The sequence below is a fragment of the Nisaea sp. genome (genome assembly GCF_040217065.1).
GTDB lineage: Bacteria > Pseudomonadota > Alphaproteobacteria > Thalassobaculales > Thalassobaculaceae > Nisaea.
This window is the reverse complement of the sequence record NZ_JAVJNX010000006.1, coordinates 1-13,037: the sequence shown is the minus strand read 5'-3', so window position 1 is coordinate 13,037 and position 13,037 is coordinate 1. Positions and strand designations below refer to the sequence as shown.

Genomic DNA, 13,037 nt, shown 5'->3' with positions numbered 1-13,037 from the left:
CGGGTATCATGGCGGAGTTGCGCCTCAGCGGCGTCGAGAAGACCTATCCGAACGGTTTCCAGGCCATCCATGGCATGGACCTGGACGTGTCCGTCGGCGAATTCATCGTTCTGGTCGGCCCGTCGGGCTGCGGCAAGTCGACCCTGCTGCGCATGGTCGCCGGCCTCGAGACCATCACCGCCGGAGAGGTCGAGATTGCCGGCCGCACGGTGAACCAGCTGGAGCCGGCGGACAGGGACATCGCCATGGTGTTCCAGAACTACGCGCTCTATCCGCACATGACGGTCCGGGGCAACATGGCCTACGGGCTGAAGAATCGCGGCATGGCGCGGGCCGAGATCGACCGGCGGGTGCGCGAGGCGGCGGACATCCTGGAGCTGAGTGCGCTGCTGGACCGCCGGCCGAACCAGCTGTCCGGCGGCCAGCGCCAGCGCGTGGCCATGGGACGGGCGATCGTGCGCGAGCCGGCGGTCTTCCTGTTCGACGAGCCCCTGTCCAATCTGGATGCCAAACTGCGGGTTCAGATGCGGGTGGAGATCAAGCGCCTGCAGCGGCGGCTCGGCATTACCAGCCTGTATGTCACCCACGATCAGGTCGAGGCGATGACCATGGCCGACCGGCTGGTGGTGATGAACGGCGGACGGGCCGAGCAGATCGGGACCCCGATCGAGCTTTACGAACGGCCTGCGACGACCTTTGTCGCGACCTTTATCGGCTCGCCCTCGATGAACCAGTTCGACGCCACGGTCTCCGGGGACGGCAGCTCTCTGGCGCTCGCCTCCGGCGCCGCGGTCGCCCTGCCGTCCGCCCGCCCGGACCTTGCCGGCCGCCGCGTGATCCTTGGCATACGGCCCGAGGACCTGAGCCCGACCGGGGACGGCACCGGCCTCGCTCTCGAGATCGATCTGGTCGAACATCTGGGGGCAGACACGCTGATCCACGGACATCTCGACGGGGAGACCGGCAATCTGGTGACGGTGCGCGTCGGCGGCCAGTTCACCGTCGACTCGGACCGGGTCACGCTCGCCGCCAACAGCGCCATTCATCTGTTCGATCCGGAAAGCACCGCGCGGCTCTAGGGACGGATCATTTGCCCGGCCCGTCCCCGCGCGGCCTCGGCATCAGCGCAGCGTCGCCAGCAGCCCGGCCATCAGCTTGCCCCGTTCGGCCAGGCTCTCGATCTCGATATGCTCATCCAGCGTATGCAGGCCGGCGCCGCGCACGCCGAGGGAGTCGAGGGTCGGGATGCCCATGGCGCCGGTGAAATTGCCGTCCGAGCCGCCGCCCGCCATATGGGCCGTGATCTCGAAGCCCAGATCCGCGGCGAGGCTTTTCGCATGCTCGAACAAAGCCGTGTCGGCTGCGCTCGGCTCCCAGACCGGGCGGGTGACGCCGCGGGCGACGTGAAAGCCCACGTCTCCGTCGGGAGTGTTCAGCGCCAGCATCTTCTCCACGCCCGCATCCAGATCCTGCTGCCGCTTGGCCATGGACAGGGCCTCGGCCGCGCAGCCCGAGGGCACGCAATTGACGTGCAGCTGGTCCGAGGTCACGCAGCCCACCGAAAAGGTGCAGCTGTCGGTGCTCATCTCCTCGATCTCGAGGATGCGCCGGGCCATTTCCCGCACCGCCGAGCGCCCGAGGCGCGGGTCGACGCCGGCATGGATCGGGGTGCCGGTGGTCCGGAGGTTGAAGCGCGCAATGGCATAGCGGCCCCAGACGACGCCGCCGTCGGGCCGGGCCGGCTCGGGGACGAGCACGTATTTCTGGGCCCGCGCCGTGGCCTCGATCAGCTCCCGGGTCGCGGGCGTGCCGATCTCCTCGTCCGGGGTGAACAGCACGGTCACGGGCAGCGGCGTCTCGATCTGCGCCGCGGCCAGTTGCCGGATCGCTTCGAGCGACAGGTAGTTGCCGCCCTTCATGTCCTGAATGCCGGGCCCCCAGCACCTCCCGCCCTCGCGCCGGTAGGGGAGTGTGGCAAGTGTGCCGACAGGGTGCACCGTATCCATGTGACCGGCGATCAGGATGCCCGGCGCGCCCGCCTTCGGATGCGGGAAGCTGGCGCGGACGCAGCCGCCCAGGCCCATGCGCCCGGGAATGCGCTCGATCCTGGCGCCCATGGCCGCGAGGTCATAGCTCGCAAGATCAATCATCCGGTCCACCGCCGCCGCGTCATGGGTCGGGCTCTCGCATTCGATCCACGGGCGGAGGCCTTCGCACATGGCATCTGAGTCGAAGGGCAGGGCGTTGAAATCCATGGGGGTTCTCCGTGGGTCGGGGAGTGAGAAGGCAGAAAGAAGGGACAGGATACTCAAATCGCAGACCGCAATCCGTCATCCCGGACGTGATCCGGGATCCATATGACCACTGTCACGCTCATATTAAAAGCTGGATCCCGGCTCTTCGGCCGGGATGAGGGTCGAGGAGGAAATTGAGGAAATTGGCGGCGCACGCCCGAATTTTTTCAGGATCATGTGGCTGCGGAGTTCACAGGGAGAATGAGTCGGGTGTCCCTTTAATTGCCCCGGGGTGACGGTCGGGGAGGGAAATGAGCAATGGCACTCTTCAACTCGGCTAGGGGTGCGTGGCTACGAAAATAACCGGCGAGTTGATTCGCTTGTCCCTGTAAATCCTTTAATACGGCAACGATTTCGTTCTCTAGATCATTCCTTTTGCCCTGGCAGATTATCCATCAATGCGGATACGCCGAAGAAACCGGCCGATACCGTCAACGCAGCCAATGGCGGAATAGCAAACCCGGCCGCGGCGAACGTTGCCGTCGCGCCGAGGGCGACAGCGAAACACGAGATCGCGCCGGCGGAGTTCAGACCGATGTCCACAATGCGACGAACGGCGGCATCCCAGACTGTCTTGCTCTTCTCGATCGTTTCTGCCGCGACTACCGCATCCTCGATGGCTCCCGTCTCGGCCGCTTTCTCAGTTGCAGCGCGGGTTTCCTCGATCTTTTCGATCAGCAGTGTCAGCTGCTCTTTGAGCTCGCTCTCTGCCGGGTCGTTCGAGCGACGCTCCTCGAGAACGGACAGCACGATCCGCATTGCTTGCACGGATTCCGCCGCCGATTTGGCTATTTCATCACCGCGTTCCATGACGTTCGAAACTACGGCACTCCGAGCTGGCTTATTAGGGTGCGTATACGCACCCTTATCGGCGTTGTCGGATCGCTGCACACTCTCTTTGTTCGCCACACCTCGATCATTTTCGAGATCCAGGTGCGATGGTTCGCGGCCCTCCAACTGCGTGAAAGCTTCGAGAATATCTAAGAGTGCATCATCAATTCTTCCGGTCTCGTACCTAAAATGGATTTCCAGTCCGCGTTCTTGATGCTTGGACAACTCCCGGACCCGGTCGACGAAGTAACTGAACTGATGCTCTGTCTGCAGCGGCGGAAGCCTGTTTAGACCCTTGCCCAGCTCCGCGAGTGCTTCTCGGGCTCTCTCAAAATTAGCGGCGCTCGGTTCGAATGAACCGTCCTGATCAGTAGAGTATTCGACAAAGCCCTTCAGATACTTCTCTCTAAGACGGTTCTTGAGGGTAATTAAATTTACGGATCTCCGAAGATCACTTTCTTTTTTCCAGTCACTGATGAGCTGGTAAAGATCCGCGTCTGTGAAACTGCATTGGTACACTAAAATTTCGACAGCCACTTCAATCCTGTGAATAGCGCCTTCGCGATTGGCTTTAGGGATTTGTGGCAGCGTTTCGAACTCAGCCTCAACGATATGCCGAGTTGTCAGATACTCACGGGGATCCATATATGGCGCGTCCCGGTCCGGCTGATCGTCTTGTGTATCAGGCATGTGTCCCCCCGGCGAGTTTGGCACATTAGGTGACATTAATTAGATTGATCTGAAGGGGAAAGCCTTCCCCCTGGAATTAAGGAAATTAAGGGGACATGGCCGTAATCGCGGCTGGTTACGCTCCGGGTCTATAGTGCGGGGTCTGTGTTTGAGCAGCCCCAATAGGCCATGAGAGGCGCGTGACCATGGAACAGTATGTCGGATTGGACGTGTCCCTGAAAGAGACCGAGTTGTGCGTCGTGGACGGGCGCGGTGAAGTTCTTGCCCGCGACCGTGTGCCGAATTAAGGGGGCACGTCACTTAATTCCACACTAAAGATTCTTGGGAAAAATCCTCATCATGAGAACCCACATCAGGTGCGGGACGGTCGAGAGTCGAGAGGTGAGGGTAGGTAAAATAACGTATCCTTTTAGTTATTTTAGTTCAATATTACTGCTTAATTCTTTGGCTTATTGCTCTATCAATAAGATTTTTTACAAGGCTGTCGACATTTTTTAATTGAATTTTATTCATAAAATCAAGAGGCCCAAGTTCAATAAATAGTTTTCCTATAACCTCATCGGCATAACTACTTGAAATCAATAGAACCTCTGAAAAATCCACCGTTACATAGCCTGATTCCAATATATTTACTAAATTAATTAACTTTCTTCGAACTGGTTCCCCAGCTGACCGAGACCCAAATCCATCAGATTCTTCGTTTATATTAAAAGTTATATTGCCATTATCATCTTGCAAATAGTGTAAATCAATATAATCAGTAGGAATATGTGTATCTCCAGAAAATTCTAAAGCATCAGATAAATCTATTACATCACCATACCCAATTCTTGCAGATAATAAAGTTCCATTTATAGGGACACTGTTTATTTTTGTATGAAGTCCCTTGCTTTCTGATGAGGTTAATTGTGCGTATTTCGAAATTATCTGCATAGATCCGCCGCTCTTCTGAGCTATACGCCAAGTACCATAGAGTCCGTTTCCCTGCCCAATCTGAGGGTCTCGGGTAACGCCTTCTCTAATTGCCGCATCTAAAGCTTCAACATCCGTACGGTATTCTGGATTTGTTCTCCTAAGAGTTGCGGGGATACCTAAGCCTCCGTCACAAACAGATACTTCTATTTGCTTTCTTTGTCGATAATTTACTACCTGAAGAAGGCCGCCAATTTCGGATTCAGCATGATTTATTACATTATCTGAAACTTCATTTAACGCCCATTCTATGTATCGTATTTCATTTCTATTGAAATGAGAGAGCGCTGCCATCAAAACATCGAGAACCTTATCAACGGCTTTGGCTTGTTCCTTTCCGTTTTGAAATCTGATTGCCGGTGCATGTGTATAACCGCGGTATCTACTAGGTTCAAATGAGCGAAAATCAATAAAATGAGCCCAATTTGCATTTAGAAATATGGATTTAATTCTTTTCTCCAACGGAAGAATTAAAGTTATATCAACACCATTTTTCCAAAATAATTGCGAACGACAACAAATAGGTAACATCTCAGAGGCAAGTGATTTAGTACAGTTTGAAAAATCTAGAGTAATATCTCTATAGCCTTTACTTTCTACAGTATTGTGCATTGCCGCGAGAAGCCTCAGGCAAGAATCATGATCTAATTCTCCGTTAACGGACAATATATTTCCTTCACTTGTGACTCCCATTACTTCCTCCCTGTACCGAATTATCAAAAATAATCCAGCGTTATTAGTTAAGCGTCCATCGCTTAATATGACAACTATCGGTAATTTAATATGACAACCATCAGTAATTAATGTCAAAATTTTTACTGGAAGCAAAGGGGCAACTAGAATTAATGGTTACACCACATAATTCGCTGACAGGAATTAGTGATCCGGGATCCATATCGCCGCTGTCACTGCCCTATGAAAAGCTGGGTCCCGGCTCTCCGGCCGGGATGACGACCGTGTGTGGGGGAGGCGCCGGGCGCGGACCTACCCCCGCCGCCGTCTCCGCCGCCCGCCATCTTCGCCCGGCGCCGCCACCCGCGGCACCGGCATCTTCACCGCCGCTGAGAGTTTCGGATACGGGTCCGTCTTGTGCGGCAGGGCCATGGCGCCGACGAAATGTTCCTGGAAGCGCGGCTCGACGGCGGTCTCGACCTTTTCGATGGTGCGCACCACCCACTCGATCTCTTTCCGCGCCTGACCGTTCAGCAGGGCGATGCGGGCGCCGGTGCCGGCCGCGTTGCCGACCGAGACGACGTTTTCCAGCGCGCAGTCCGGAATCATGCCGAGGACCATGGCGTATTTCGGGTCGATATGGCTGCCGAAGGCGCCGGCCAGCACCACCCGGTCGACGGACTCCACGCCGAGCCGGTCCATCAGCAGCCGGGCGCCGGCATAGAGCGCCGCCTTGGCCAGCTGGATGGCGCGGACGTCGCCCTGGGTCACCGAAACCGTGTCGCTGATCCGGTAGGAGAAGGTGCGGCCGTCCTGGAACAGGCGGCCGGTTCTTTCCGCCAGCGCGCCGTCGATCATGCCGTCGGTGGTGATCATGCCGGCCAGGAACATCTCGCCGATGGCCTCGATGATGCCGGAGCCGCAGATGCCGTTGATGCCGAGCTCTTCCACCGCGCCCGAGAAACCCTCCGCGTCCGACCAGAGATCGCTGCCGATGATCTGGAAGCGCGGCTCCAGGGTCTCGGGATCGATCCGCACCCGCTCGATGGCGCCGGGGGCGGCGCGCTGGCCGCTGGAGATCTGGGCGCCCTCGAAGGCGGGCCCGGTCGGGCTGGAGCAGGCGAGCAGCCGGTCCCGGTTGCCGAGCACGATCTCCGCATTGGTGCCGACATCGACGATCAGGCTGATCTCGTCCCGCTTGTAGGGGGTCTCCGACAGCACCACGGCGGCGGTGTCGGCGCCGACATGGCCGGCGATGCAGGGCAGGGCATAGACCCGGGCGCCGGGATGCAGATAGAGGTCCAGCTCGGCCGCGGTCAGCTCGACGGCGGTATCGACGGTGAGCGCGAAGGGGGCGCCGCCCAGCTCCGTCGGGTCGATGCCGAGCATCAGGTGATGCATGATCGGGTTGCCGACGAACACCATCTCGACGATCTCGTCCGAGCCGGCGGCGATCTCGGCCGCTGTCTGGGTGGCGAGATAGTTCACCGCCTCGCGCACGACGCGGGTCATTTCCTCGTCGCCGCCGGGATTCATCATGACATAGGAGACCCGGCTCATCAGATCCTCGCCGAAGCGGATCTGCGGGTTCATGGTGCCGGCCGAGGCCAGCACCGTACCGGTGGCCAGGTCGCAGAGATGGCCGGACATGGTGGTGGAGCCGATATCCACGGCGAGGCCGTAGATCTTCTCCCGCAGGCCCGGCCAGACGCCGACCACCCGGTTGCCCTCGCGCAGGGCAACGGTGACCTTCCACTGGCCGGCGCGCAGGGCCTTCTGCAGCATGGTCATGACCGCATGGTCGCAGCTGATATCGTCGGCGATGCCCCAGTTCGGCCATTGCGCGCGCAGGCTCTCGCAGAGCCGGCGGAAATCGCTCGACTGGTCGTGCAGGTCGGGCTCGCGCACCTCGACATAATGCAGATGGGTGACCGGACGGATCTCGATGTCCCGGACCTCGGCCCGCTTGCGCACGACCTGCCGGTGCACCTGGCTTTCCGCCGGAATGTCGATGACGCAATTGGCCAGCACCTGGGCGTTGCAGCCGAGCCGGCGGCCCGGCTTCAGGCCGCGTTTCTCGGCATAGCGCTGCTCGGACCTGGTGCTGGGGCTGATGCTGCTGGCCCGCGAGGTGATCTGGAACTTGGCGAACTCGCCCTCGGAGAGCTGCACCTGGCAGCGCCCGCACATCGATCGGCCGCCGCAGACCGAGTCGAGATCGACGCCGAGGGCGCGGGCGGCGTCGAGCACGGAGGTGCCGGGCGGCACGAAACCGCGCCGTCCGGACGGGGTGAAGACGACATAGACGTCGTCCTGCCGGAATTCCGGGGTCGGGGCAGGCTCGGCGGGTGCGTTCATGGTGCGGTTTCTGTGCTGTTGCCAGTTCCCTGTATTCTCTAGGCCCGCCTGCGGCGGCGTTCGCGGTTGCCGCGGGCACCGGCAGATTCGCCTTCCGCCGGCTGCTCGCGGAAGCGCCGGATCCAGCGGCGGCATTCCGGGTCATGCCCCATCATCACGTCCGCCCCGAGCACCGCGCCCATTTCCTCGGCATGCAGCGGGTTCATGATGGCCGAGGTCATGCCGGCATGGATCGCCATGGAGAGGAAGGCGGCATTCATGGCGTGCCGGTTCGGCAGCCCGAAGGAGACGTTGGAGGCGCCGCAGGTGGTGTTCACCTTCAGCTCGGTGCGCAGCCGGGTGATCAGGTCGAAGGCGGAGCGGCCGGCGAGGTTGATGGCGCCGACCGGCATGATCAGCGGATCGACCACGATATCCTCGCGCGGAATGCCGTAATCGGCGGCATGCTCGACGATCTTCCTGGCCACCTCGTAGCGCACGTTCGGGTCCTCGGAGATGCCGGTCTCGTCATTCGAGATGGCGACCACGGCGGCGCCGTATTTCTTCACCAGCGGCAGCACGGATTCGAGCCGCTCTTCCTCGCCGGTCACCGAATTCACCAGCGGCTTGCCCTGATAGACGGCGAGACCGGCTTCCAGCGCCGCGACGATGGAGCTGTCGATGGAGAGCGGCAGGTCGGTCAGGGACTGCACCAGCTTGATGGACTCGGCCAGGATCGCCGGCTCGTCCGCCATCGGGATACCGGCATTGACGTCCAGCATGGTGGCGCCGGCCTCGACCTGGGCCAGGGCGTCCGCCCGCACCCGGCTGTAGTCGCCGGCGGCCATCTCGGCGGCCAGCAGCTTGCGGCCGGTCGGGTTGATGCGCTCGCCGATGACGCAGAAGGGGCGCTCGAAGCCGATGACGATTTCCTTCGTCGCCGAGCTGATGACGGTATCGGTCATTCCGGTGTTTCTCCCTTGAGGCGGCTGACGAGGCGGGTCAGGAAGCCGCTGCCGCCTGTGCGGCCAAAGGGGCGGTGTCGAAGCCGCCCTTGCTGTTGAGGCTGAACTGGCCGGCCGCGACCTGATCGATCCAGGAGACGGTCTTGGCAAGGCCGCCGAACGGATAGAAATGCAGGTGCCGGATCAGGCAGTCCGGGTCGGCCAGGATGCCGTCGGTCAGGCCGACCAGCAGCCTGTCCGGGGCCTGCACGGTGAGCAGCCGGGCGATGTTCCTTGTCTGCCGGGTCAGCACCCGCATGGACGGGCCGATGCCGGAGACCTGGGCGAATTTCAGCAGGGTCTTGAGCGAGGCCAGGCCGGGCACGCCGATATGGATCGGCAAGGTGTTGCCGGCGGTGCGGATGCTCTTCTCCCATGCCAGGATGGCGCCCGCGTCGAAGCAGAACTGGGTCTCGATATAGGTCTCGATCCCGGTCTTCGCGGCCCAGTCGTTCTTGGCGCGGAGGGCGGTGGCGAGGCCGTCGGCGGAGATGTCGGGGGAGCCTTCGGGATGGCCGGCGACGCCGACCTTGCGGATACCGGCCGCTTCAAGCCGGCCGCTGCGCAGCACATCCATGGTCTCGGCATAGGCGCCGGCCGGCCGGTCCACACCGCCGCCGACCACCAGCACTTCGCGCACGCCGGCTTCCGCGACGAGGCCTTCAAGATAGCTGGCAAGCTCGGCCTCGCCGGACAGGCTGCGGGCGGCGATATGGGGCACCGGCTCCATGCCTTCGGCCCGGAGCCGTTTGCAGACGGCGATGGTGTCTGTCAGGGCGGTGCCGGGCAGCTGGGTCACGTTCACAACGGTCCCGGCCGGCAGCAAGGCGCCGAAATCGTCCACTTTCGCGGCGGAGCCGGGCGTGGTCTCGACAGAGAAACCCCGCACCAGAGCCTGGATATCCATCATGCCTGCAGCCATCGCACCTCTCCCTGGATCCGATCCACGCCCGATCACGCGGTTTCCCCGGATTTAAGAGCAGCTGTGCGATTTCAATGGCTGTCTGGCGTCACAACTTCTTCCATTTGCGACACGCTTCACGAATCTGTCGTCCCGGCGTCATTTCTGCAGGCAGGATGCGCCCGGCCGGTGCGGCCTTTGTGTCCATGGCGCCGGTCGCTTTTGACGCCTATCCTTCGGGGGCATTCCACAGACCGGTACGCTGTTCCACCATGATCGAAACCAGTTTTGTCGTTGCTGCCCTGGCCCTGTTCGCGGCCATCCTGTTTACCCGGATCGGCCGGTCCGAGACCTGGCGGGCCATGGTGGCGCCCTTGGCCTCGATCATCGGCAGCGGTTTCCTGGTCTCGGCCCCGCTGCTCGGGCGCGAGCTCGGTGGCGGCGCCATCTTCGGGATCGCCGGGCTCTGCGCCTTTGCCTGGGCCATCGGCGGGGCCGTCCGCTACAACATCCTGCATGTCGAGCCGCTGCTGGAACAGGCCGTGCCGCCCCGCAACATCGCGGTGCTGGAGCGGCTGAGCGCATTCATCCTGTTCTTCGCCTATGTGATTTCCGTCGCCTATTACCTGGCGCTGCTCGGCGCCTTCGCCATGAAGGCCCTGACCGGCACCGCCGATCCGGTGCTGGCGAAGGCGATCGCCACGGCGCTGCTCGCCCTGATCGGCTGGCTCGGCTGGTCGGGCGGTATCCGCAAGGTGATCCGGGTCGAATCCGGTGTGGTCGTCCTGAAGCTGGCCATCATCGGCGGCTTCCTGGTGACGCTTGCCGTCTATGCCGGCGGTTTGCTGTGGGACGGTGCGCCGGTCTCGCCGCCGGAGCCGCGCGGGAGCTGGGGCAGCGTGCCGGTGCTGCTCGGCATGCTGATCATGGTGCAGGGCTTCGAGACCTCGCGCTTTCTCGGCGAGGAGTTCGGCCGGGAAATGCGGGTCCGGACCATGCGCTACGCCCAGCTCGCCGCGACAGCAATCTATGTCGCCTTCTTCGCCCTGCTGTCGCCGCTGATGAATGCGGCGGTGGAGGGTGCGGGCGAGACGGCGGTGATGGATGCGGCCCTGCTGGTCTCGCCCCTGCTGCCGCTGGCGCTGACATTCGGGGCCGTCGCCAGCCAGTTCAGCGCCGCCGTGGCAGATGCCATCGGCGGTGCGGGGTTGGCCCATGGCGCCACACGGCGGCTGAACGGGCACCAGGTCTATCCGGTGCTGGTCTTCGTCTCGGCGCTGGTACTGTGGGAGACCGACATCTACGGCGTCATCGCCCTCGCCAGCCGGGCCTTCGCCCTCTACTATATGCTGCAGGCCGCAATCGCCGCCCTGGCCACGGTGAAGGCCGGCGGCCCTGTGGGGGCTGTGGCGTGGCGTGTGCTGCTCGCCCTGACCTGCGCCGCCGTCGCCATATTCGGCATTCCCGCCGAATAGCGGGAACGGCGCGTCTCAGGTTCACCATGATGTCGAAACAGTGTGTGGCGACCGGCCCCGGCCGGGATCAGTCGCTGGTGGTGGCGACCAGTGTGGTGTCGTCCCGGGCAACGGCGATGCGCTGCTCCAGTCCCGGCAGCACCGCGGCGAAGCGTTTCAGCTCCTGGCCCCGCAGTTTTTCGCCCGCCGGCAGTTTCACGCTCATCGGGTTGCGCTGGCGGCCGTTCTCCAGCACTTCGTAATGCAGGTGCGGGCCGGTGGACCGCCCGGTGGTGCCGATATAGCCGATGGTCTCGCCCTGTTTCACCCGGGATCCCTTGGTCAGGCCGCGCTTGAAGCCGGACATGTGGGCATAGGCCGTCTTGTAGGTGCTGTTGTGCCGGATCCGGACATATTTGCCGTACGCGCCGTTGCGCCCGATATAGTCGATCACGCCGTCGCCGGCGGCCATGATCGGGGTGCCGGTGGGGGCGGCGAAATCGGTGCCGCGGTGCATCTTGGTGAAGCCGAGGATCGGGTGCTTGCGCTTGCCGTAGCCGGAGGACAGCCGGGCGCCGTTGACCGGGGTGCGCATCAGTGTCTTGCGCACGGACTGGCCCTTGCGGTCGAAATAATCCGTCACGCCGCTTTTCGGCGTGTAGCGGTAATAGGCGAGCTCCTTGCCGGACAGGGTCATCGCGGCATAGGTGATGTCGCCGGTCAGCACCACGGTGCCGTCGCCGGTGCGTTGCTCGTCATACAGCACCTCGAACCGGTCGCCGGGCTGGATGTCGCGCTGGAAGTCGACATCGAAGCTGAAGATCCGGATCATGTCATGCAGCACGGCGACGGGGATGTCGGCATCGACGGCCGCTTCGTAGAGGCTGGAGACAATCGTGCCGGCGCCGAAGGCATCGCCGCCCTGCAGCGCCTTCTCCTTGACGTCCGCCGTATAGGCGCCGTCGTCGGTGTAGCGCACCTGGATGGTGCGGACCGGGTCTGCCTTGAAGGAGAGGGCGACCAGGCTGGGCGTGTCGGCATTGTCCGCGGGTTTCTCCAGGGACAGTTCGAACAGCTGGCCGATCTGCATGCGGCGGGGATTGTAGACTGCGCTCAGGGCCTCGATAGCGGCATGCGCCTCGCGCGTGTCGACCGCGTTCTTGGTCAGCAGTTTCATCAGGGTATCGCCGCGCGCGACCGTGACCGCGCGGGTCTCGAGCGTCGGGGTGCTGCCTGCGGGGGAGGGGATGGCGAAACTGCCGGCGCCGGGAAGCTTTCCAGATGCCTCGGCGGTGGTCGGGTCGCTGTCCGGGCCGCCGACGGTGCCGAACATGGCGAACCCGCCGATACCGGCCAGCAGAACGGAACCGAGAATGCCGGCGGTGAGGGCAGAGCGGGAACGAACCCGTTGTGTCATGTGAGCGATCCCGAAATGTAAGGTATTTCGGAAGATTCTGATTCGATCCGGCGTTGAAGTCAAGGAGGATGGCAATTGAATCAGTGTCCTGCCGTTTCAATCCTGAGGTGATGGGTTAGAGCGTGAATGTATCTCCAGGCTGGTTTTCGCCGGATTGGGCGTCACCGGCATGCGGCCCTTCTTCCGTCTCCTGCAGGTGAGGCCGCCGCAGCCTGCCCGGTGCTTCTGCCGGCCGCCGGCGCAGCCTGCCGGCAGTCCGCTGTGCCGACACTCTATAGGGGACAGGGCCGGACATTGCGGCGGGCAGCGATAATTTCGCCGTCCTGTCATTTTTTTGCAAATAAGTGTTTGACGGTTTGTGTGGGTGGGTCGTATAAGGCGCCTCCCGTCGCGGAGCGGACCACTGAGTGGGGCGCGGCGGCGGGGATCGAAGTCTCTGGTTTTGTTTGGGATTTTGGTTCGGGG

The 13,037-nt window shown here is 62.1% G+C and carries 9 protein-coding genes; 2 read left to right on the top strand and 7 right to left on the bottom strand.

Annotation, left to right across the window (positions count from 1 at the left end):
* Nucleotides 1-8 precede the first annotated feature (8 nt).
* On the top strand, nucleotides 9-1,079 hold the full coding sequence (locus RH950_RS08270; protein WP_350055586.1) for a sn-glycerol-3-phosphate import ATP-binding protein UgpC: 1,071 nt from the start codon (nucleotides 9-11) through the stop codon (nucleotides 1,077-1,079).
* A 42-nt stretch (nucleotides 1,080-1,121) separates the two neighbouring features.
* Here the strand turns inward: RH950_RS08270 and RH950_RS08265 are convergent, their stop codons facing one another.
* The 6 genes from RH950_RS08265 to RH950_RS08240 form a co-directional block, all read right to left on the bottom strand.
* A complete protein-coding gene (locus tag RH950_RS08265) occupies nucleotides 1,122-2,255 on the bottom strand; it encodes a M20/M25/M40 family metallo-hydrolase (protein WP_350055584.1) in 1,134 nt (377 codons plus the stop codon).
* A gap of 405 nt (nucleotides 2,256-2,660) precedes the next feature.
* On the bottom strand, nucleotides 2,661-3,815 hold the full coding sequence (locus tag RH950_RS08260) for a hypothetical protein (protein WP_350055582.1): 1,155 nt from the start codon (nucleotides 3,813-3,815) through the stop codon (nucleotides 2,661-2,663).
* A 429-nt stretch (nucleotides 3,816-4,244) separates the two neighbouring features.
* Entirely contained in the window at nucleotides 4,245-5,480 is a 1,236-nt protein-coding gene (locus tag RH950_RS08255; protein WP_350055580.1) for an STAS-like domain-containing protein, read from the bottom strand.
* Between the two features lie 291 nt (nucleotides 5,481-5,771).
* Entirely contained in the window at nucleotides 5,772-7,817 is a 2,046-nt protein-coding gene (locus tag RH950_RS08250; protein WP_350055578.1) for an ASKHA domain-containing protein, read from the bottom strand.
* 38 nt (nucleotides 7,818-7,855) lie between these two features.
* Nucleotides 7,856-8,761, bottom strand: a complete 906-nt coding sequence (locus tag RH950_RS08245) for a methyltetrahydrofolate cobalamin methyltransferase (protein ID WP_350055576.1) — start codon at nucleotides 8,759-8,761, stop codon at nucleotides 7,856-7,858.
* A gap of 37 nt (nucleotides 8,762-8,798) precedes the next feature.
* The gene (locus RH950_RS08240; protein ID WP_350055574.1) at nucleotides 8,799-9,722 is read right to left on the bottom strand and encodes a methylenetetrahydrofolate reductase; all 924 of its coding nucleotides are present in this window, start codon (nucleotides 9,720-9,722) and stop codon (nucleotides 8,799-8,801) included.
* A gap of 155 nt (nucleotides 9,723-9,877) precedes the next feature.
* Here RH950_RS08240 and RH950_RS08235 point away from each other — a divergent pair, with 155 nt between their 5' ends.
* A complete protein-coding gene (locus tag RH950_RS08235; protein ID WP_350055572.1) occupies nucleotides 9,878-11,176 on the top strand; it encodes an Aq_097 family APC-type transporter in 1,299 nt (432 codons plus the stop codon).
* Nucleotides 11,177-11,243: 67 nt separating this feature from the next.
* On the opposite strand, the gene RH950_RS08230 is transcribed toward RH950_RS08235, so the two are convergent.
* The gene (locus tag RH950_RS08230; protein WP_350055570.1) at nucleotides 11,244-12,572 is read right to left on the bottom strand and encodes a M23 family metallopeptidase; all 1,329 of its coding nucleotides are present in this window, start codon (nucleotides 12,570-12,572) and stop codon (nucleotides 11,244-11,246) included.
* Between the last annotated feature and the right edge of the window lie 465 nt (nucleotides 12,573-13,037).

Coding starts and splice junctions, on each gene's coding strand:
- RH950_RS08270 (WP_350055586.1), top strand. CDS start 9: ATGGCGGAGTTGCGCCTCAGCGGCGTCGAGAAGACCTATCCGAACGGT.
- RH950_RS08265 (WP_350055584.1), bottom strand. CDS start 2,255: ATGGATTTCAACGCCCTGCCCTTCGACTCAGATGCCATGTGCGAAGGC.
- RH950_RS08260 (WP_350055582.1), bottom strand. CDS start 3,815: ATGCCTGATACACAAGACGATCAGCCGGACCGGGACGCGCCATATATG.
- RH950_RS08255 (WP_350055580.1), bottom strand. CDS start 5,480: ATGGGAGTCACAAGTGAAGGAAATATATTGTCCGTTAACGGAGAATTA.
- RH950_RS08250 (WP_350055578.1), bottom strand. CDS start 7,817: ATGAACGCACCCGCCGAGCCTGCCCCGACCCCGGAATTCCGGCAGGAC.
- RH950_RS08245 (WP_350055576.1), bottom strand. CDS start 8,761: ATGACCGATACCGTCATCAGCTCGGCGACGAAGGAAATCGTCATCGGC.
- RH950_RS08240 (WP_350055574.1), bottom strand. CDS start 9,722: ATGGCTGCAGGCATGATGGATATCCAGGCTCTGGTGCGGGGTTTCTCT.
- RH950_RS08235 (WP_350055572.1), top strand. CDS start 9,878: ATGCGCCCGGCCGGTGCGGCCTTTGTGTCCATGGCGCCGGTCGCTTTT.
- RH950_RS08230 (WP_350055570.1), bottom strand. CDS start 12,572: ATGACACAACGGGTTCGTTCCCGCTCTGCCCTCACCGCCGGCATTCTC.